This is a genomic window from Enterococcus sp. 22-H-5-01, assembly GCF_050310005.1.
GTDB classification, from domain to species: domain Bacteria; phylum Bacillota; class Bacilli; order Lactobacillales; family Enterococcaceae; genus Enterococcus_A; species Enterococcus_A hailinensis.
Genome location: NZ_CP189993.1, coordinates 1,740,376 through 1,761,596, shown reverse-complemented (window position 1 = coordinate 1,761,596; position 21,221 = coordinate 1,740,376). Strand labels below are relative to the sequence as shown.

Sequence of the window (21,221 nt, the reverse complement as noted above, 5' to 3'; positions counted from 1 at the left end):
TTTCTAAGAAACTCCTTTATTTCGCTTTGATATACGTAACTAAATGCGAGCGAGCTAAATCAGAAGCGATTACTCGATAAGAAATTATCGTACCGCCATATACATTGCCTTCTGAGATTAAGATTCCTTCTGGCCGAACGGCTTCAACAAAGGCTACATGCCCATAACGCGGGTCAGAACCAGCCGTACCAGGATTAAATGAAATCAACCAACCGGCTTGCGGTTCTTGGCTCGTTTGATAACCTAAAAGTTTTCCTTTAACTCCCCACTCGCCACCATTTCCCATATAGTCATCCACACTTTTGCCTAATTGTTTGACTCGATTGTAGGCATGCCATGTGCATTGTCCGATAGGATACGACCCTGAGGAATTGTAATTGATACCGTTATAATCTGGGTAGCGCATCAATGTCCGATATTCTGATGGAATCTCTGCTTTCCCTTTAATAAAAACACCTGACGATTGTGTTTCTTTTGGTCGATCATATTGAGTCAAATGATACAATGCAATGATTGAACTCAATTTTTTCCCGTAAGAACTGTCAGTTGCATAACTTCCTGTTAATGCTTGCGTAACTTTCAAATAATTTTTAGCTACTGAACGCCAAGTATTTTCATAATAATTAGCGTTGCCGCTGATTCCGCCCCGTAGAAGTTCAACATAGTCCCCTAATGAAGCCGTATAATTAGGATAACGACGGAAAGCTGACTGGATTGAATAAAGTTCGCCATTTCCGCGATCTTCTTGAGTAGACATCGAGACCGATTGCCCTTGATAAGTGCCTTTTATCCCAAACAAATTATAATTTGGTGCTAAAGATAAGCTACTTGTTCCAGAACCACTTTCTAATAAGGCTTGAGCAATCATTACCGAAGCAAACACATCATATTCTTGCCCTAATTTTTGAGCATCCATTGCGATCGTAGCAATAAATTTTTTAGCTGCCTCATTTTCTGTAAAGTTGATCGATGCTGGATATTCCGCTAATAGTTGTTTGCCATAATCTGTCAATTCACTGGTCGGAATAGGCTGAGCTAGATAATCGCTACCTGATTCAAGCGATTCAACTGATAATTGCTGTTGGCTGCTCGAAGCTCCCGTATCATCTTCGACCTCACTTTCTATCAGTGTTAGATAATAATTTTGACCTAGATAAATCCCTTGCAAAAGCACGTCACTTTTTTCTTGTTTGTACAATAAACTACCGCTCGGTATTTCTTCAGCTTTTTCAGCCTGCTCAATGATTTCAATAGCAAACAGATCACGATACAACTGTGTAATTAACTGCTCGATCGTCATGTCTTTTGATTGTTCAACCCCTAATTGCTGGATAGCCGCATAAATAAGTGCCGCTTGATTTTTATTGCTGAAACTTGAAAGTAGTGGTAACTCATATCCCTTTAAATCAGATGGTGCTACTTCGCTGATTTTTAATTCCTCGGATAGTTTCAATGTGCTCGTAGTATCAAAAGCCGCAGGAACTTCTTGTCGTAGGACTTCGGTTGCTTGTACTGTTGGCGCTGGATAAGCTGGAACGTTTGAGTTCGCTCCTGTTGGTGGATTTATACTGGGTGGTTCTGACTCTTTTTCTCGGGATGATTCCTGATTCATACTAGGTGCAGTACTCGGTGTAGTGATCACTGAACTATTTGTTGTACTGGTATTTGGTCTATTTTCACTACTAGAACTGGGGCTACTTTCAGTTACTCCAGGATTCATAGAAGTAGTGGTCGTTTCAGATGAATTGCTGCTTTGGCTACTAGAACTCGTTGGTAACTCATTAGACGAAGATGGAACTGTAGATTCTTGGCTTATATCTGACGTACTGCCTTCTGGTAATAGGTCAGATTCACTCGTCATGCCAGAATCTTCGATTTCAGCAGACTCCGTTGGATTGCTAGGTTCTGCTAAAGATTCATTTGGGTTATCATTTTCTTCCATCCAAACAATCGTTTCGGATGGAACGACTGTGGAGGAATCAGTCAAGCTACTTTCTGATGAAACTGTTACTTCTCCAACTGGATCGTTGGTTTGCTCCCCAGCTTTTAAGACCGCTTCGTTAGACAAACTCGCGATAAGCCAGCAACAACTTGCAAATCCGCATATCCCTATAAAAATTTTTTTCATCGCTACCCCTCTCACTATTCTTATACACTAGATAAAAACGATTGCCTAAAAGATCATCTCTATCATCCAACTATAATTTTTACGTTATTTTATAATTGTGTCTTTTTTCAATAATTATTCATAAAAATAAACCAAGTATAAAAATCACTTTCTCCATCAGATAAACTGCGCCCATTAATATATTTATCATTCTACCTACATTTAAAGCCAAAGTCCCAGCCATTTTTGAAAGATTAAATTTACTTTTTGGATATACATAACTATTAGAAATAAAAAAATTACTCAATTAATTGTTCTGACTACAAATAGCTATCATTCAGTTCAACCGTCATTTGAATTACCAAATTTATTCTTTTTTTGTTTTTTTTATTTGCCTTTTGAAATAAAAAATACATATCTCGTCAGCAGTCTCACGACTAATAGTTGCACCCGCAACTTTTTTCTTCTATACTATACTGTGCTTGTTTTTATAAACCGGACAAAATTGTTTATTTAGAAAGGAATGATCCTATGGATTCTTTAACTAAAATGGTCAATCGGATCGCTAGACTCTCTGCATTGTATCGTGAACAAGAATTTAAAAAGCTCGGCTTAGGTGAAATGCATCACGCCTACATCTTAGGTGTATGTAATCAACCTGGAATTTCACAAGAAGAATTAGCTTGTAAGATTTTCATCAACAAAAGCAATGTTGCTCGTCAACTTGCACAACTTGAGCAAAAAGGCTTTGTTACTCGAAAAAACGATGAGAAAGATGCTCGAAAATTGCAAGTGTTTCCTACAGAAAAATCACGAGCGATCGAAGCTGATATTCGTAAGATATTAACTAATTGGAATGCTCAATTATTAGCTGATATCCCATTGGAAAGACAAGAACAGCTTTCGATTGAGTTGCATCAAATCATGGAACGAGCAGAAGCTATTATGTGTCCTAAATAATCAGTATTTTAAAAAATATATTTCATTAAGGAGCTACTATGAAACTAATCATTCATTATCTGAAGCCTTATCGCTCACGCGTTTCAATTGGCGTTTTGATAAAATTTCTTGGAACAATGATGGAATTGGTCTTGCCTTGGACATTGGCCTTTATCTTGGATCATGTCATTCCTGAAAAAGATCCTCATAAGATTCTTTTGTGGGGAGGCGTCATGTTAGCTGCATCAGCTTTTGCTTTGTGGGCAAATGTGATCGCCAATCGAATGGTCTCGCGAATCGCTAAAGATACCACGAAAAATATTCGCGATGACCTTTTCCATAAAATTTCTTATTTAGATACCACCCAAATCGAAGAAGTCAGCGTATCTTCACTCGTCTCACGAGTAACTACTGATAGCTATAATATCCACCTAACTTTAGGTGTAATGATGCGAATGGGGATTCGTGCACCGATTTTACTTGTCGGTGGTATCTTGATCACTACTACTTTAGATCCTGTTTTGACTTTGGTATTGGTAGCTGTGATGCCAATTATTTTTGTGATGGTCACACACATTTCTAAAAAAGGCGTTCCACTTTTTGGGAAATTACAAAAGCAAGTCGATCAACTCGTCTTGACTGTACGAGAAAATGTGACCGGCGCACGAGTGATCAAAGCCCTCTCAAAAGAATCTTTTGAGCGCAAACGTTTCGAAACCGTCAATCAATCACTCGTGAATGCAGAAACCACTGCGAATGTGACACTCGCGGCTTCACCTGCTTTACTGGATCTATTTTTAAATCTTGGATTGACACTAGTCATCTTAGTCAGTGCCTATCGAGTGAATGCTGGACTGACGCAACCTGGAGTGATCGTTGCATTTTTAACTTATTTCACGATCATCTTGAATGCGATGCTGTCGATCACACGAATCTTTGTTTTGTATTCTCGCGGAATTGCTTCTGCAAATCGGATTGATGAAGTCTTACGAAAAAAACCTGCTGTCGTTCCTGGTACATTGACGCAACGAACAAATAACGCAACAAAACTAGTCTTTGAAGATGTGACTTTTGCCTATCCAGACGGCGGACCGGCGATCGAAAACATTAGTTTTAGTATTGCCAGTGGCGAAACGTTGGGGATCATGGGGGCAACCGGAAGCGGAAAAACAACGATTGCTAGTTTGATTCTGCGTTTATATGATCGAAGTTCTGGTCAAATCTTGTTTGATGGCCAAGAAATCAAACATTACACATTGGATGCCTTGCATCAGAATATCGGTGCTGTCTTACAAAAAGATGTCCTCTTCGCAGATACGATTCGCGAAAATATTTTGTTTGGACGTTCTTTTTCAGAAGAACAACTGCAACAAGCGATCGATAATGCTCAAGCACGTGAATTTATCGATAAATTACCTGATGGGCTAGATCATCATTTAGAAGCTAAAGGACAAAATCTGAGTGGTGGTCAAAAACAACGTGTCCTTTTAGCTCGCGCTTTGATTGGGCAACCGGATGTCTTGATTCTAGATGATTCTTCCAGTGCACTGGATTACCATACAGATGCTAATTTACGCAAAGCACTTCGAACGCACTTCACTTCAACTACTAACATACTGATTGCCCAAAGAATCAGCTCGATTCAACATGCCGATAAAATTTTATTGTTGAAAAAAGGAAAGATGATTGGTTATGGTACTCACGAGGAATTACTCGCGACAAATACCACTTACCAAGAAATCTATCAAGGTCAGACAGGAGGAAATGTACTTGAAGAAGAATAATATAAAAAAAGGAACACTCCTTCGTTTGTGGGGCTATTTATATCAATTCAAGTGGCTATTATTTTTAGCAGTGATTTTAACGATCGCCAGTAATTTATTTGCCTTAGTCGGTCCACTACTTTCTGGTTATGCGATCGATGCGATCCAAATCGGTAAAGGTCATGTCCACTTTCAAAAAGTTTTTTACTATTGTTTACTGATGGTTTTCTTTTATGTCGCTTCAGCGATATTAAGTTATGGAATCAGTCGCTTGATGATCTATCTAAGTCAAAAAACAGCGTATCGGTTAAGAAAGGATTTATTTGATAAAATCGTCTCACTTCCAGTCGGTTATTTTGACCAACATCAAACAGGCGATATCGTTAGTCGAATGAGTTATGATATTGATACGATCAATACTTCTTTAGCTAGTGATTCGGTTCAAGTATTAAGTAGTTTAGTGACCATTATTGGATCATTTGTGATGATGCTGATCATCTCTCCATTGATGGTAACTATTTTCTTAATTACTGTCCCCGCCTCGATCTTACTTACCCGTTTTTTAACAAATAAATTCCAACCTCTGTTTCGCAAACGTTCCGCTGAACTGGGTGAGTTAAACGGGATGGCTGAAGAACTTTTATCTGGTGAACAAACAACTAAAGTGTATCACCAAGAAGAAACGATGATTGCTCGTTTTGGTAAAAAGAATGATGAGGCAATGTCTGCCTATTACAATGCGGAGTATTACGGCAGTATGACCGGTCCTTCTGTCAATTTTATCAACAATGTATCCTTGTCATTGATCAGTATTTTAGGAGCTTTCTTATTTCTATTTGGCCATCTGACTTTAGGAAAACTTTCTTCGTTTGTCCTTTACTCTCGTAAATTTTCTGGACCAATCAATGAATTAGCAAATATTTTCAGTGATCTTCAATCATCAATTGCAGCTGCTGAACGAATTTTTAAATTATTAGACGAAGAACCCGAAGTTCAAGATGTTGAACAAGCTTATGTATTTGAAACAGCTCAAGGAAATGTTCGTTTTGATCATGTCAATTTTGGTTATCAAGCAAATCAACCGGTGATCAAAGACTTATCATTTGAGATTTCTGCTGGCAATGTCGTTGCTATCGTCGGCCCGACTGGTGCTGGAAAAACAACGATCGTAAATTTATTGATGCGCTTTTATGATCCTGATAATGGAGCGATTTATTTAGATGGTCACAATATCAAAGAAGCCACTAGAAATAGTTTGCGTAAGCAATATGCGATGGTTTTACAAGATACTTGGTTGTTTACCGGAACGATTTTTGAAAACTTGACTTACGGCAATGAACAAGCGACTTTAGAAGATGTGATCCGTGCAACCAAAGCAGCTCATATCCATGAATTTATTACGCAGTTGCCAAAAGGGTACGATACCATGATGAGTGAAGATGGTTTGGCGATTTCCCAAGGACAGAAACAATTATTGACGATTGCTCGCGCAATGATCTTGAATGCAGAATTATTGATTCTGGATGAAGCGACATCGAACGTAGATACACAAACTGAATTGCAGATCCAAGAAGCGATGGGACAATTGATGCTCAATAAAACGTCATTCATCATTGCTCACCGCTTATCAACGATTCGTGAAGCAGATTTGATTTTAGTCGTAGATGACGGCAACATCGTCGAACAAGGAACTCACGACGAACTACTAGCTTTAGAAGGTCGTTATTATCAATTGCATGAAGCTCAATTCGAGAATTAAAGAAAAAGAAGCTTGGAGAAAGTAGCGTCTACTTTTTCCAAGCTTCTTTTTTAGTTCACTTTTTCATAAGAAATTTTCTTGCCTGTCATTTCTTCATAATCTGTTTCCATGATATCCCACGCTTTTGCGATATCTTCATCTAATCCGAATAGTCCACTGCGACCAATGATATAAATATCTGGGCCCGCTGCATCGATGCGTTTGAAAGATTTTCGATTAGAAGAACCGTCCATCTCGATTACATAGTCATAGCCCTTTTCATCACGCAGTTCTCTTAAAGCAACGATTTTATCCAATGTGCTTTCAATAAAACGTTGACCAGCAAAACCGGGATCGATCGTCATAATCGTAATTTTATCGACTAACTCGATATATGGGAAAATCACTTCGATCGGTGTTTCAGGGTTGATCACAATACCTGCTTTTAATCCTGCATCGTGGATTTGATCAATCAATCGAAAGGCTAAGCCATCTAGTACTTCCGCATGCATACAGATCCATTCGCAATTTAAATCGATCAATTGTTGAACCCAAAAACTTGGATCTGTCACCATCAAATGAGCAGACATCGGTAGTACTGTCACTTTTCGCAATTCTTCGATAAACCAAGGGGATAATGTAATATTCGGTACATAATGTCCATCCATAATATCAATATGATATGAGTCTACTTTGTCATTCAAGAAAGTGATTTGCTCCTTGAATTTATCTAAATCCATCGTCATCAACGAAGGTGAAAATTCTACTTTTCTCATTTATCGTCACACTTTCCTAAAAAATTTGAATATCTTCTAAATCAATATCTGCTTCTTCTTTTTCTACTTGAGACAACTCATCTTCAGCTGTAACATTTTTCTTGATCACTGCAAGGACAACTGCAGTTACTACAACGTTGACTAAGATGGCGATCACTCCAGCCCAAGGACGCGACATGGTCGGAATCATCAGGACCCCGCCAAATGGAACCGTAGCATCCGCTCCAAGGATCATCGTTGTTGCTCCACCGGCAAAACCACCGATAGCTGTAGCGACTACACCGCGAACGATGTCGTTCATTACTAATGGGATGACACCTTCAACGATATTGATCACACCCATCGGAACAGCTGACTTCAATGTTTCTACTTCTAATTTTGTATAAATATTTTTGCCGAATAATTTTGCGACAAAATACGCTAAACCAAAACCAATTGGAGTTGCCGTGTTAACTAATTGCAATGCAGTGATCGGTCCATTCACGCCTTCAGCTTGCATCGTCAATACAAAAGCGAATACCGTTTTGTTGATTGGACCGCCATAATCGACTCCACTCAATAGACCGATCACACCACCAAAGATCAATAATGATGAGTTACCTAAACCATCTAAAAAGTTAGTCAATAATGATGTTAATGCTGCGATTGGTGCTCCGATGATATAAACCATGATCAGACCACCAGCAAGTGATGCTAGAAACGGAATAACTAAAGTCGGCATCAAACCTTTTGCCCAATTTGGCAATTTGACATATTTTAAAATTGCTAAAACTAAATAACCTGCGATATAACCGCCTAAAATCCCGCCGATAAATCCTGCTCCGATAGCATTTGCTGTCAATCCAATAATAAAGCCAGGTGCGATCCCAGGTTTTCCACCAATTGAGAAAGAAATCCCTGTAGCAATAACGACTGGCAATAAACCTAAACCTTTTCCACCCATCGTGGCTAATGCATCCCAGATAGAAAATTGCCCTTGAATCAAGGCGTCTTGACTTGTTCCGCCAAAGGCCATCCCGATCGCAATCAGGAATCCTGCCCCACAAACAATCGGAATCAAGTATGAGATAGCTGTCAATAAATGTTCTTTAAGCTTTAATTGTTTAATTGTTTTCATTTTTCTTCCTCCATTAACTTAAGCAAATGCTTCGACAACATCTTCTGGCTTTTTCGCCTGCAACAGATTACCAACTACTTCATCATTCCCAAGTTTTCTAGCAAACAGTGATAATAACTTCAAATGCTTTGTAGCACCTTCATTATCATTACCGACTGCAAATAAAATGATCCCCTTTACTCCTTTCCCATCCAGACTTTCCCACGGAATTTCTTCTTGATTGATTCCGATTGCGACACCTACTTTTTTGACATATGCACTCTTGCCATGAGGAATCGCGATATAATTACCGATTCCAGTCTGACCTTCTGCTTCCCGTTCATAGATATCTTTGATAAACCCATCTACTTCTGTGATATAACCACTTTCCAAGAGTTGATTAGCTAAATCATTTAATGCATCCGCTTTCGTTTTAGCATTCATATTCGTTTTGACGATGTCTACATCGACAATATCTTTTACTTCCATTTTAAGATCCTCCTTCTAGCGCAACCAGCTAACTGCTGCTTGACTGTTTATACCTTTTGAGCGACAACCTCTTGCGCTTTTTCGATTAATTTATTTGGTGATTTGACCGCTACTTCCGTTGGAACTTGAATGACTCTCTTACCTTCAAAACGTTCTCGACCAGAAATTTTTACATCGATGGCTAAGATCACGATATCCGCTTGATCGATTTCAGCTTGTGTCAATTCATTTTCGATACCGATCGTTCCTTGTGTTTCAACTTTCATTTCGTGTCCAGCTTTTTTAGCTGCATTTTCTAATTTTTCTTGTGCAATGTATGTATGAGCGATCCCTACTGTACATGCTGCTACTCCAACGATTTTCATAATAAATTCCTCCTAATTAGTTGATTGCTTTTTAGTAAAGCGTTCACATTTTTATTGTTGTTAAAATCAGGAATACTTCCTGATTTCTTATAATAATTGATAAATATTTTTTTCTGATGGATTCGTAAGTAATTCTGCTAAAAAATCATCATCTGCTAAGCGGCGAGTGAATTGAGCAATTTTTTGTTTTGTTGCTTGTTCTTCCTCACTTTTTAATAAGATAGTGATGATCAATTGAATTTCTGGTGTTTCGTCATCAAGATCGATGGGTTCAACTAAACGAATGACTAAAACTTGGCTTTGTTTCACTTTAGTACTTTCTAGATGAGGTAAAATCACATGTTCAGCGATCATCGTATTGCCGACTGTTTCTCGCTGCTGCAATAAACCAACGATTTCTTCTACTGCATCAGAATTGGCGAATTCCGCGATAAAACGATGGATCTGTTCTTTCGTTGTCAGCTTTTGATCTAAGAAAATTGTGAAAAATTCATCGTTCATCATAAATCGCCTCGATTTTCTTTTGTAATCTGTTCTGATCATCTCTGGTGAACATTGCACTGACTAATAATGAGGGTACCGGGATCCTATCACTAACATTGATCGTGGTTAAGATCAAATCGATTCCTGGATATTTCTCTGTAAATCGTTGTGCATCTCTTGTTGCGATCACATCAACGATTTCTAGTTCTGGAAATTTTTTCTCGATTTTGACTCTTAGAAGTTCTGATGTCCCTACACCTGTCGTACACATGATCACCGTGCGAATCGGCAATTGATTGGTTTCAATGATCCGAGCAAAATACAATGTAATAAATCCATTTTCATCTTCATTGATTTCTGGGAGTAAAAATTCTTGGCTGATTTCTGCGGAAACTTCGGTAACGTAAGAAAAAATCATTTCGTACGTCATTTTGATTTGCTCCAACAAACTATTTTTTACATGGATACCATGCTCTAACCGATTGATCATTGGTTTGATATGATTACCTAAATCTAAGAAGATCGAATCCCCTTTGATTGGGATATGTAGCCGCTCACTCATTCCGTCTAAATACTTGTTCGTCAATTCAACTACGCGAGTAGAGAACTTCGTCACTTTACTCAAGGAGCCTTGCATTCTTGAAGAAGTCAGGTATTGGTAAAGATAATATACCTCTGCTTCTGGCAGACTATTGTGTAAATAATTCTCAACATTGGCAATTGCTGCCTTTGCCACTTGATATAATGCTTGATCTTGCTCTAAGCGTTCTTGCTCTTTGTCTGAGAGCGGGCTCAGTTCATTGTTAGATAGATGATGAACTTTACGTAAACGGCTGATCAAAATATATAAGTGAGAAAAAATGTTGATGTTGTAAGGATAGGGTATCGTCATCTCTAATTCTTTTTCGATCAATTTTATTTGATCTAAAATAAACAAAACATCGTAATGATTAAAATTAAGTTCTGCATTATGTTTTAGTTCATCGATTTCAATGATATTGTGCATTTGGATCAAATCAGCAATGGCACGTCGGATATTGGCTTCTTTTCCTAGAACAGCTAATGTCCGTTGTTTGCGCTCTAATTTCAAATCATAATGTTGCAAGTGCTCAACGATCAGTTGTTCATCGCTGAAAATCACTGATTCCCCAACATAATATTCTTCGAATAAACTGTAGACATTTTTAGCGTGCGGTGAAGATAGTAACAGTTCTTCCATCACGCGGTTTCTCCGCTCTTGCGGTGAATATTGACTTCGTTGACTCGGCTGAATAGTGGTCTGGCCGATATATTTTTCGTAGTTTAATTTGTAGCCTCGCCCCTTTTCTGACTGAACCAGTCCTTCACCATAGGTCTCATTGATTTTTTTGATTAAGCGGTAAATCGTTTTTTGTGATGTTTCTAAATGTTCCGCTAATTCTTCGGACGTTATATAGTCATGTCGTTTAGTTAGAAGTAGTAAGAGCCTTTGTTCACGATCTTTCTTTGCTCCCATGGCTATTGACCTCCCCTTCTTGTCTTTATCATAACCGCTAAAAAAGAAAACGCTTCACTCGTTTTTGTCCGTTGCAACGGACATTTTATCAAAGTCAGATATGTTTTCCCTATATTATAGCCAAATTAACTAAAAAAGAAGTCTAATTTAGCTGGACCGATTCATTTTTTTCAAAAAATAAAAAGAGTACATAATTTATGCACTCTTTTTATTCTATCTTACCAACCACCCGAAGCACCGCCGCCGCCCGAAGAGCCACCGCCAAAAGATCCCCATGAAGAGCCACCGCCAGAGCCGCCATTATTGTTAGACCAATTACTGGTATTATAATTTGAAGCTAAATAAGCAGTCGTCAAAATGTCGCCATTCCCTGCATATAAGGTGTCCCCAATCAAGATTCGTCCCAGCATTTGTTTCTTAGCTGCGGGGTTTCGTAATAGATTCCCTTGTGCTACTGCATATTCAACGGAGCGTTTTGATTTTGCCAATAGAATCCCGCTCAATAAAATAAAATACAATTCGGTATTTTTGATTTTTTGACTCCAACGTTCATTGCTTTGACTATAAGCTGTTTCCGTTTGATAAAGTAAATATTTTTCTTTTAATAGGATACGTCCTCTAATTAAATTGATGATCATGGCAATACTAGCTGCGATTATGAAACCAACGATGACGATACCGCCCCAATAAGTAGCCGTGAGCTCTGTTTGTTCACTCTTCACTTTTTTGATTTGAGAATCGACTAACGCTGTTTTGGTATTCATGATATTAAAGACATTGTTTACGACTGTTCCCACTGCTTGATCATAATTTCCATCTTTAAAATCATCGACCACATTATCATCATTGATCAAATCATCAGCTTTACCATCGGGTATCAAGCCTTCCAAGCCATAACCAACTTCTAAGCGAAATTCTTTGTCCGCTAGAGAAATCAAATACAAGACACCATTATTTTCATTCCTATCCCCAATCCCTAATTGATTAAAAATTGTATTCGCATAGGATTCAATATCTTCACCTCGAGGCAATTCAGACACAGTGACCACCTCTAATTGAGCACCATTTGTGCTAGCCGCCAATTGTTTGTTTAACTGGTAAATTTTTTGCTTAGTTTCAGAACTAAGCATTTTGGCATTATCAGAGACAAAGATATTATTTTTGTTCAAGGTTAATTGTCCTTCAGTCCCTTTGATCGCAACCTTATAATTGTCAGCTTGTTGCGGGTATTCTTTTAATTTTGCTAGATTCTCATTCAAAGTAGTCGTGAATGATTGACTGACAGTGGCTTTTTTGCCTGACAAAATCGCTTCTCGTTCTTGATCCAATTTTGCTAATTGTTTAGTATATGCCGCTTTTTGCTGAGGATACTCCTCATCAGCGATCAATTGAACCCACGAATAACTACTGATCAGTAAGACGATCAATAAAACAAAGCTAATCAAGCTGTTTCGCTTTTTGATTTTTTGATAATTACCAACAACCTCTTGCTCCAATGCTTCTCCTGAAGTATTTTGACCCTTCCTCATTTTATTCACCCATTCTTATTCAAAGCTAACGTCTGGTACGACCTTGGCACTATCGTCTGCTTTGAAATTTGCTTTTTTATCAAATCCTAATGCCTTTGCGACTAAATTTTTGGGGAAACGCACTAAACTTTGATTGTACGTATTGACCTCTTCAATGTAATTTTTTCTTTCAACAGAAATACGATTTTCTGTTCCCTCTAACTGTACCATCAATGTTTTTACATTTTCATTTGAAGCTAATGTAGGATAATCTTCTTGAATCACGTTGACCATCGTTCCTAAACTCTGTTCGATTTGATTATTCGCTTCATTCTTTTCTGAAGGAGTTGAAGCACTATTATAGGCTTTACGTGCATCCGTGATTTCTTTGATAATTTTTTCTTCATGATTCATGCTGCCTTGGACGCTGTTGACTAGATTTGGAATCAAATCTGCCCGTCTTTGCATAACATTCTCTACTTGAGACCACTTTGCTTCAACATTGTTTTCTTCAGCAGCCAATGAATTATATGTAGTAACACCATATACCCCAATCGCTAAAAGAACGACAATGATCCCGACAATAACACCCGATCCTGCTTTTTTCATTTTCCCCACTCCTTATTATATGTGTACCTTAAGTATAGCACTTGCTAAAAACCTCACCTCAGACTTTCGGCTGATTTTTAAGAAACTGCATTGACAAAATAAAAAACCTTCATCCGGTTAGATGAAGGGTGCTTCAAGAACTATTCTAGAGGTTCATCCCACTTAGTGACAAATTCAGCACAACGTTCAATTTCTTCGACTGATTTTGTTTTTCGTCTGATTAGATAAAATTTTCGTTTAAAGCTATCGTCTAATTTTTGATACGCGATTCCGGCAGCCGCACGTTCTGAAATCACGGAACAGCCAAATCCTTGTTTCAGCAACCCAACGATGACTTCATTATTCTGGATTTCGATTGTGGGTTGCTTGATATCTTTTTCATCCAAAAAACGTTTCGTATAATAATACACACCGGAGCTATTTTCGCGAACCAACCATGGACCAGCTAGTACATCGCCAGCCAATACGAGTTGATCTTCCATCAACGGGTAGCGGATGATTTGATTACTAGAAAGAGGTTTTTCGATAAATCCTAAATCAATCGTATGTTGTTCTAGAGCTTGCAAGACTTCCATCGAGTTCATCATTTTGATTTTAAAATGCATCCGGGGAAATGCTTGATATAACTCGATCATTAATTTAGGCAGAACATAATTAGCAAATGTATGAGAGGCTCCGATCACACAATGTGTCACTTGATTTTGATCCGTTTGAACCGCTTGCTGTATTTTCTCCCAATCATCTATCAAATCACTGACTTTCTCATACAAGAGTTCAGCTTGCGCAGTAACGATGATTTCCTTACGACCATTACGGATAAACAATTGAGTACGCAACTCATTTTCCAGTTGTTTAATTTGCGCTGAAACGGTTGGTTGTGAGATAAATAAAATCTCCGAAGCTTTAGAAAAGTTCTTGGTTTCGTAAACGACTTTGAATGTTTCTAACCATTTAAATATTGCAATCACTTCCATCGGTTTTTTCTATTTAAACTATTATATCAATAAATTATACCAATGGTAATTCTCAGTTATAATAAATTTATCAAATAAACAATCATAGTTTTTTTAGAGAGGATTTTTTTATGTCAAAAAATGGAACAGCTAAAACAAATCAGATACTTCCTGGTTTAGGATTATCGATCGGGGTTGCAATAATAGCTAAACTACTGGCTCTTTTACTACCAAAACTTGGCGGTGCAACAATTGCTATTTTATTAGGAATTATTCTGGGAAATACTATCTTTAAACAACCTATTTTAGCTCAAGGAACTAAATTTTCAGAGAGTCGCTTACTAGAATATTCCGTTGTCCTGCTAGGATTCACTGTGACTTTCCAAACTATTAGTCAAATGGGGCTCAAAGGATTGTGCTTTATTATTTTGATCATGGTAACTGTGATCCTAGGCACTTATTTTATTGGTCGCAAATTGGGCTTTAACGAAAAAATGGCGCTAATGATGGCCGGTGGAAATGCCGTTTGCGGTTCCTCTGCCATCGGAGCGATCGCCCCGTCCATTGAAGCAAATGATGAAGAAAAAGGTCAGATCATTACGCTAGTAAATCTACTGGGTACTATAATGATGCTTACATTGCCTTTTTTAGGCATTGCTTTGTACGGCAATGACTTATTAGGCAAAAGTGCTTTATTAGGCGGAACACTACAATCGGTAGGTCAAGTGGTCGCAGGTGCTAGTTTGATTAGTCCCGAAACTGTTCAATTCTCCATGCTATTCAAAATCACTCGGATCATTTTTTTAGTCGTTGTCGTTTTTTCATTTGAACAAAAGGTTCGACGCAGCGGCACTGTATCTGCTCAAGTAACGAAAAAGAAATTTCCGATTCCTTGGTATGTGATGGGGTTTCTAGTAATTTGTATCGTAAATAGCTTTTTCCCGCTACCCAACATCCTTAATCAAACTGCCCATATCATCAGTACATGGTTTGAGACGATTGCTTTAGCCGCGATCGGTCTGCGTTTAGATTTTCGGAAATTCCTTAAAGAAGGTCCACGCTTTTTGATTTATGGATTATCCGTAGGTGTGGTTCAAACCCTTGCCGCTATCCTATTTATTTTCTTATTGAAGCTTTAAAATAGATTCGTAAAAGCCAAGGCTTTTACGAATTTTTTTATTCGATCATCGCCACAACTTCGACTTCAACTAGGGCATCTTTAGGTAATGCAGCAACTTCGACACAAGAACGACTAGGTTTTTCATTCATAAAAAATTGCTCATAAACTTGATTGAAAGTCGAAAAATCACTCATATTTTTTAAGAAGCATGTAGTCTTGATTACTTGATCATAATCAGCCCCCACCGCTTTTAACAATCCTCCTACATTTGATAATACTTGTTGGGTCTGCTCTTCAATCGTCTTTCCGATCAATTCACCGCTCATAGGATTTAACGCGATTTGGCCAGAAGCATATAAAAGACCATTGACGACTTTTGCTTGTACATAGGGGCCAATGGCTTGCGGAGCCTCCGTCGTTTTGACATTGTAAACAGCTGATGCGTTAATTTTTACTTTGGTTACATTCACTTTGAACAACTCCTTCGTTAGATTAATAGGTCTTTCAGCTAATAAAAAAACGTCTCACTTCTAAGAAGTGAGACGTTTGGAGCATCCCACTCAACAAATGTCAAACAGGACCTCAAACTGTTTTTTTCAAAACAAGTTTCAAGCCCTCTGTCTAATAATAATAATTTGTTTGGTTTTCATTGAATTCATAAAGATACTCCTTATTTTAAGTTAAATTTAAATGACAAAAAAATTAATTTATGCTTGCAATACTAAATCAATGGCTATCTGTTGTCAATCTCTTTTCGATCATTTAATTTAGTTATCTCACATTTTTGTAAGTTCGATGTTCGACAAAAAGATGGCTAACTACTAAAAAATTTGCTATTTTATTAAAAAGAAGGAGCGAATTTATTTATGAAAAAAGGTATGACGGGTTTCCAGTTGAAAGTTTTAGGGATTATTACGATGGTTTTCGACCATTTATCGGAATTTTTCTCATTCGCGGGAATACCGGGTTGGTTTAATTGGATCGGCCGTATCACGGCACCAATCTTTTTATTTGAAAGTTCAGAAGGGTTTATTCATACACGCAATCGAAAAAGATACATGTTCCGCCTCTTAGCCGGCTATTGGATCATGGGGATCATCACAACGATCTTAAGTAAATATTTTGCAATCGGTAATTCAGTGATCATCAACAATATTTTTGGAACGATTTTCTTAGGGACTGTTTTTATGCAAGCTTGCGAATACTTGAAACAAAGAAAAACGGTACTTAAAGGATTGGCTTGGTTGATTGTTCCTCTTATTTTGAGTATCATCCCGATGCTGCTATTAACAAATCCTGCGGTACTGGGATCTACTTCAGGCATGTGGTTCTTTAGAATATATACTTTCTTAATCCCAACATTGCTACTGACTGAGGGCGGCTTTTTATTTGTTCTGCTTGCTGTTTTATTCTATCTTTTCCATGGAAAAAAATATCTGCAAGTTGCTGCTTTAGTAGTGATCGCTTTGATTTCTCTAGTTGTTGGCAGTGGCGGAGTTGCTAGTGCTTTTACAACAAATTACCAATGGATGATGCTGTTCGCAGCGATTCCGATCATTCTTTACAATGGTGAAAAAGGTCGCGGGATGCGCAATTTCTTCTATATTTTCTACCCTGCTCACATTACCGTATTTGCAATCATCAGTTTCTTAATGCAACGATAGACTTGACCTAGATTGCAAAACACCTTACAATGCTTAATGTGAATAAATCGTACAGATAACACGTTGTTGCGTGTCGAGAGAGAGGCGGTTTCTATTAATTTAGAAACCATCTCTCTTTTTTTGTTAATTTTGAACATTTAACAATTGAACAAAACGATTCCATTCATCGTTAATAGTTATAGAAATAAAGCGAGGGATATAAAATGAAAGAAAAGAACATCCATTTATTATTAGCCGTTTTGGCTACTGGGATCATGTCATTTGCGGGCGTATTGATCGAGACTGCTATGAACGTGACATTCCCTACATTGATTGAGCAATTTGAGATCTCTACTGGAATGGTCCAATGGGTCACGACAATTTACTTATTAGTGATCTCCATCATGGTTCCTTTTTCCAATTATCTACTAAAAAACTACTCGATTCGGAAATTATTTATTATTGCTAATTTATTCTTTATTGCCGGCTTGATCACCGATTTGTGGTCGCCAAGCTATGCTGTTCTATTAGCTGGCCGATTATTACAAGGAGTCAGTACCGGGATCGCTTTGCCATTGATGTTCCACATCATTTTAAACTTTACCCCAATGCACAAACGGGGCACGATGATGGGCGTCGGAACATTGACGACTTCGATCGCACCAGCTATTGGGCCGACTTACGGCGGGATCATGACTGCTAGTCTATCTTGGCATGCAATTTTTCTCTTTTTATTGCCGATCTTGATTATTTCTTTAGTTATCGGACTTTATGCGATCCCAGAAATGCCGATTCAAAAAACAGGTTCACTCGATTGGATCAGTTTGATCGGCGTAGCACTTTTGTTTAGTGGTTTACTAATGTTCTTAAATCAATTAGGCAGCTGGTTCTGTTTGATTTCATTAGCTGTTGGGATTGTCGGGCTCGTCATCTTCTATCGCCAAGCAACTCGCGGAGCCAATCCACTAGTTCGGATCACCGTATTGAAAAATAAAGTTTTTGTTTTATTCTTATGTGGTTTTCTCGTCTGTCAATTTTTACTATTGGGTATTTCTTTTGTCCTCCCTAATTTTATCCAAATCGTCTTAGGTAAAGATGCCTTTATTGCCGGTTTAGTTATGATGCCGGGAGCTGCCGTGGGAGCGATTCTCGCACCAGTATCTGGCCGTGTTTTGGACACATTCGGTTCTAAAAAACCGATTTTATTTGGTTTAAGTTTAGCAACGATTGGTTGGATCGGATTGACTGTTTTATTACAGATGCCAATTTTACTGGGCTTCGTAGCTGGTCATGTCGTTTATATGATCGGTATCGGATTTGCTTATAGCAACTTGATGACAACTGGTATGAACTTATTACCAGAAGAAGATTACGGTGATGGCAATACATTGTTCAACACGCTGCAACAATTTTCTGGCGCAGTTGCTACTGCGATCGTCGCAACGATCATCAATCTGTCGCAACAAGCCAATGATGATTTTATCGCTGGAACAGTTACTGGTTCGCAAGGCTCATTGTTTTTCCTATTGGCTTTGTTAGTGATCGTCTTGATCGCCTGTCTCATCCATTTCAAAAAAGAACCAACCCTGAATTAATTCAGGGTTGGTTCTTTTTTAGTCTTCATATTCAGTTAAAACTGTTTTTGATTCACTTTTTCGGACTTGAAAGGTCAAAAGAATTGCTAATAGAACGATGATTGCTCCAAAAATTGGCGTATAAGCAATTCCCATTTTACCTGTTACTTGTGCTCCAACTGTTGAGCCTAAAGTGATCCCGATATTAAAGGCCGCAATATTTAAAGCAGAGGCTAGCGTAATATCTTGTGGAACATATTTTTCTGCTAATTGAACAACATACAATTGTAATCCTGGTACATTCATAAAGGCAAACAAGCCTAAAAGTAATGCTGCCATCAAGCCTAAAATATTATTTCCAATCATGATCGTCACGAATAAGAAGAGTAACGCAACCATCAACAAACCAAACATTTTGATCAATGAAGCTAAAGGATTTTCATTGGCAAAATGACCGCCAACAGTGTTACCCACCGCAACCATCAAACCATAAACAATCAAGATGATCACGATCGCGCTAGCTGAAAAACCAAAATCTTCCAGAATAGGTGATAGATAAGTGTAAGCTGCAAAAGTTCCACCGTAACCAAACGCTGTGATCAAGAAAGACATCACTAATGGTTTATTGGAAAAAATTCGTTTGAATCCTTTTAAATCAACTTTACCCGGAATCGGCAAGTGACGTGGTACTAAGAAACTACTAGCGACTAAACCGATGAAACCAACAACGGCAATAAATATAAAGGACATATTCCATGTTGTTTGTTGACCGATAAAAGTTCCTAGCGGTACACCTGTAACGGTTGCGACAGTCAAACCAGTAAACATGATCGCAATCGCACTAGCCCGTCTAGAGGGTTCTACGACATCGGCCGCAATAACTGTTGAGACCGACATAAAAATACCATGTGCTAAGGCCGCTAAGATACGACCGACTAATAAGATCGAAAATGTTGGTGCAAAGGCCGCTAATAAATTACCGCTGATAAATAGGATCATAATTCCCAGCATTAAATTACGACGATTCCATTTACCTGTTAAAACTGTCAATAATGGCGCTCCGATCGTGACCCCTAACGCATAAAGTGAGACTGTCAATCCTGCTTGAGCTAATGTGACATTGAAACTTTTGACGATCATTGGTAATAATCCGACACTAATAAATTCAGTTGAACCAATCGCAAATGCATTGATCGCTAATGCCAATAAAGTTAGATTTGGTGATATTTTCTTTTCCATAATTTCCTCCAAAAAAAGTATTTGTATCCTACGAGAAGATACTATATACTGTTGATGAACTTTTGATAAGTACCCACTTTTTTGTATCATAGGTACCTTTTAGTAACTTTTGTTTCTTATCAATGTTTTAGGAGGTAATTTTTTTTGGAAAATCGTGAATATATGATTGGAGTCGAAGCAACGATGGATGTTATCGGCGGAAAATGGAAACCGATCATCTTATGCAACTTGCGTCATGGACCGATGCGCCCAAGTGATTTGAAACGCGGGATCACTGGTATTAGTCAAAAAATGCTGACCCAACAATTACGTGAATTAGAAGATGATAAAATCATTGATCGTAAGGTCTATCAGCAGGTTCCGCCGAAAGTTGAATATTCCTTAAGTGAATATGGACTTAGCCTATCCAATATTTTAGATAGTTTATGTAATTGGGGTGAACAACACGTCAATCATTTGCAACAACAAGGCCAAGCGATTTCGTTAAAAAGTAAATAAAAGCAGACGATCCTTCCTCTGCTTTTATTTTTCTACTATCCGTTATACTAAAGAAAAAGCGAAAGGAATTTTTTATGCCAAAACCAACTTTTTCTGCCATCCACCATGTGGCGATCATCGTCTCTGATTATCAAAAAGCAAAACACTTTTATGTCGATATTTTAGGACTACCGATCATTCGTGAAAGCTATCGACCAGAACGCCAAGATTATAAATTAGATTTACAATTACAAGGTGCCGAGCTAGAAATTTTTGCCGTTCAAGATCCGCCAAAGCGACCAAGTTTTCCAGAAGCGGCGGGCTTACGCCATCTCGCTTTCAAGACAGATAATATTGAAGAAATGGTTACTTATTTAGCCGAACAAGGGGTCGAATGCGAACCTTTACGTACTGACGATTATACTGGTGAAAAAATGACCTTCTTCTTTGATCCAGATGGCTTGCCGTTAGAATTACATGAATAAAAAAGACGTACGACAAAATGTCGTACGTCTTTTTAAGCTTTCTCTACTGGATATTTGATTGCGTTTTTCTTTAATTTCTCACTGATGATCTCATCGATGTCAAAATCCAGATTGTCTGCCATCATATACGAGTAGATCAAAACATCCGCGAGTTCTTCTTTCAAACGTTCCGTCTGTGTCCGTGCCTCGGCCGAATCTTTCCATTGGAAAAGTTCCAGTAATTCCGCTGCCTCTAAACAAATCGACAAAGCTAAATCTTTTTCATTGTGAAATGGTCGCCAGTTTCGTTCATCACGAAATTGGTTGATTTTTTCCATACTTGTCATCGCTCAACCTTCTTTCGCTCCCATTTTACCACAGAA

The 21,221-nt window shown here is 38.1% G+C and carries 21 protein-coding genes; 8 read left to right on the top strand and 13 right to left on the bottom strand.

Annotation, left to right across the window (positions count from 1 at the left end; genetic code table 11):
* Positions 1–16: 16 nt before the first annotated feature.
* A complete protein-coding gene (locus tag ACQKTA_RS08900; RefSeq protein ID WP_427813483.1) occupies positions 17–2,128 on the bottom strand; it encodes a glucosaminidase domain-containing protein in 2,112 nt (703 codons plus the stop codon).
* 510 nt (positions 2,129–2,638) lie between these two features.
* Here ACQKTA_RS08900 and ACQKTA_RS08895 point away from each other — a divergent pair.
* The 3 genes from ACQKTA_RS08895 to ACQKTA_RS08885 are packed head-to-tail and all read left to right on the top strand — an operon-like array spanning position 2,639 to position 6,568.
* Positions 2,639–3,067: a MarR family winged helix-turn-helix transcriptional regulator gene (locus tag ACQKTA_RS08895; RefSeq protein WP_427813482.1), complete on the top strand. Its 429-nt coding sequence runs from the start codon at positions 2,639–2,641 to the stop codon at positions 3,065–3,067.
* A 38-nt stretch (positions 3,068–3,105) separates the two neighbouring features.
* The gene (locus ACQKTA_RS08890) at positions 3,106–4,830 is read left to right on the top strand and encodes an ABC transporter ATP-binding protein (protein WP_427813481.1); all 1,725 of its coding nucleotides are present in this window, start codon (positions 3,106–3,108) and stop codon (positions 4,828–4,830) included.
* Positions 4,811–6,568 (top strand): ABC transporter ATP-binding protein, encoded by a 1,758-nt coding sequence (locus tag ACQKTA_RS08885; protein ID WP_427813480.1) that lies wholly within the window; start codon positions 4,811–4,813, stop codon positions 6,566–6,568. The genes ACQKTA_RS08890 and ACQKTA_RS08885 overlap by 20 nt, the downstream gene beginning before the upstream one ends.
* Before the next feature lie 50 nt (positions 6,569–6,618).
* On the opposite strand, the gene alsE is transcribed toward ACQKTA_RS08885, so the two are convergent.
* From alsE to ACQKTA_RS08840, 9 genes are all read right to left on the bottom strand, one after another.
* Positions 6,619–7,323: a D-allulose 6-phosphate 3-epimerase gene (gene alsE, locus ACQKTA_RS08880; RefSeq protein WP_427813479.1), complete on the bottom strand. Its 705-nt coding sequence runs from the start codon at positions 7,321–7,323 to the stop codon at positions 6,619–6,621.
* Positions 7,324–7,339: 16 nt separating this feature from the next.
* A complete protein-coding gene (locus ACQKTA_RS08875; protein ID WP_407855831.1) occupies positions 7,340–8,440 on the bottom strand; it encodes a PTS fructose transporter subunit IIC in 1,101 nt (366 codons plus the stop codon).
* Between the two features lie 18 nt (positions 8,441–8,458).
* Entirely contained in the window at positions 8,459–8,908 is a 450-nt protein-coding gene (locus ACQKTA_RS08870) for a fructose PTS transporter subunit IIA (RefSeq protein WP_332581262.1), read from the bottom strand.
* Positions 8,909–8,955: 47 nt separating this feature from the next.
* Entirely contained in the window at positions 8,956–9,273 is a 318-nt protein-coding gene (locus ACQKTA_RS08865; RefSeq protein WP_071857973.1) for a PTS fructose transporter subunit IIB, read from the bottom strand.
* A gap of 87 nt (positions 9,274–9,360) precedes the next feature.
* Complete coding sequence (locus ACQKTA_RS08860; RefSeq protein WP_407855830.1) at positions 9,361–9,774, bottom strand: PTS sugar transporter subunit IIA; 414 nt, start codon at positions 9,772–9,774, stop codon at positions 9,361–9,363.
* Positions 9,764–11,251, bottom strand: a complete 1,488-nt coding sequence (locus tag ACQKTA_RS08855) for a BglG family transcription antiterminator (RefSeq protein ID WP_427813478.1) — start codon at positions 11,249–11,251, stop codon at positions 9,764–9,766. The genes ACQKTA_RS08860 and ACQKTA_RS08855 overlap by 11 nt, the downstream gene beginning before the upstream one ends.
* Before the next feature lie 218 nt (positions 11,252–11,469).
* Positions 11,470–12,780 (bottom strand): TPM domain-containing protein, encoded by a 1,311-nt coding sequence (locus tag ACQKTA_RS08850; RefSeq protein ID WP_427813477.1) that lies wholly within the window; start codon positions 12,778–12,780, stop codon positions 11,470–11,472.
* A 15-nt stretch (positions 12,781–12,795) separates the two neighbouring features.
* On the bottom strand, positions 12,796–13,368 hold the full coding sequence (locus ACQKTA_RS08845; protein ID WP_427813476.1) for a LemA family protein: 573 nt from the start codon (positions 13,366–13,368) through the stop codon (positions 12,796–12,798).
* A gap of 140 nt (positions 13,369–13,508) precedes the next feature.
* Positions 13,509–14,342, bottom strand: coding sequence for a LysR substrate-binding domain-containing protein (locus tag ACQKTA_RS08840; RefSeq protein WP_427813475.1), 834 nt, complete (start codon positions 14,340–14,342; stop codon positions 13,509–13,511).
* 110 nt (positions 14,343–14,452) lie between these two features.
* Here ACQKTA_RS08840 and ACQKTA_RS08835 point away from each other — a divergent pair, with 110 nt between their 5' ends.
* Positions 14,453–15,460, top strand: coding sequence for a YeiH family protein (locus ACQKTA_RS08835; RefSeq protein WP_427813474.1), 1,008 nt, complete (start codon positions 14,453–14,455; stop codon positions 15,458–15,460).
* A 37-nt stretch (positions 15,461–15,497) separates the two neighbouring features.
* Here ACQKTA_RS08835 and ACQKTA_RS08830 read toward each other — a convergent pair whose 3' ends face one another.
* A complete protein-coding gene (locus ACQKTA_RS08830; RefSeq protein ID WP_427813473.1) occupies positions 15,498–15,911 on the bottom strand; it encodes a Rid family detoxifying hydrolase in 414 nt (137 codons plus the stop codon).
* 396 nt (positions 15,912–16,307) lie between these two features.
* Here ACQKTA_RS08830 and ACQKTA_RS08825 point away from each other — a divergent pair, with 396 nt between their 5' ends.
* Both ACQKTA_RS08825 and ACQKTA_RS08820 read left to right on the top strand, forming a co-directional pair.
* Positions 16,308–17,105 carry a TraX family protein gene (locus ACQKTA_RS08825; RefSeq protein WP_427813472.1) on the top strand — a complete coding sequence of 266 codons (798 nt, stop codon included), beginning with the start codon at positions 16,308–16,310 and terminating at the stop codon, positions 17,103–17,105.
* A gap of 203 nt (positions 17,106–17,308) precedes the next feature.
* Positions 17,309–18,679: an MFS transporter gene (locus ACQKTA_RS08820; RefSeq protein ID WP_427813471.1), complete on the top strand. Its 1,371-nt coding sequence runs from the start codon at positions 17,309–17,311 to the stop codon at positions 18,677–18,679.
* 18 nt (positions 18,680–18,697) lie between these two features.
* On the opposite strand, the gene ACQKTA_RS08815 is transcribed toward ACQKTA_RS08820, so the two are convergent.
* Positions 18,698–19,897, bottom strand: a complete 1,200-nt coding sequence (locus ACQKTA_RS08815) for an MFS transporter (RefSeq protein WP_427813470.1) — start codon at positions 19,895–19,897, stop codon at positions 18,698–18,700.
* A gap of 144 nt (positions 19,898–20,041) precedes the next feature.
* On the opposite strand from ACQKTA_RS08815, the gene ACQKTA_RS08810 reads away from it, so the two are divergent.
* A complete protein-coding gene (locus tag ACQKTA_RS08810; RefSeq protein ID WP_071857963.1) occupies positions 20,042–20,395 on the top strand; it encodes a winged helix-turn-helix transcriptional regulator in 354 nt (117 codons plus the stop codon).
* Between the two features lie 74 nt (positions 20,396–20,469).
* The gene (gene gloA2 / locus ACQKTA_RS08805; protein WP_427813469.1) at positions 20,470–20,859 is read left to right on the top strand and encodes an SMU1112c/YaeR family gloxylase I-like metalloprotein; all 390 of its coding nucleotides are present in this window, start codon (positions 20,470–20,472) and stop codon (positions 20,857–20,859) included.
* 32 nt (positions 20,860–20,891) lie between these two features.
* Here gloA2 and ACQKTA_RS08800 read toward each other — a convergent pair whose 3' ends face one another.
* A complete protein-coding gene (locus ACQKTA_RS08800) occupies positions 20,892–21,185 on the bottom strand; it encodes a nucleotide pyrophosphohydrolase (RefSeq protein ID WP_427813468.1) in 294 nt (97 codons plus the stop codon).
* Between the last annotated feature and the right edge of the window lie 36 nt (positions 21,186–21,221).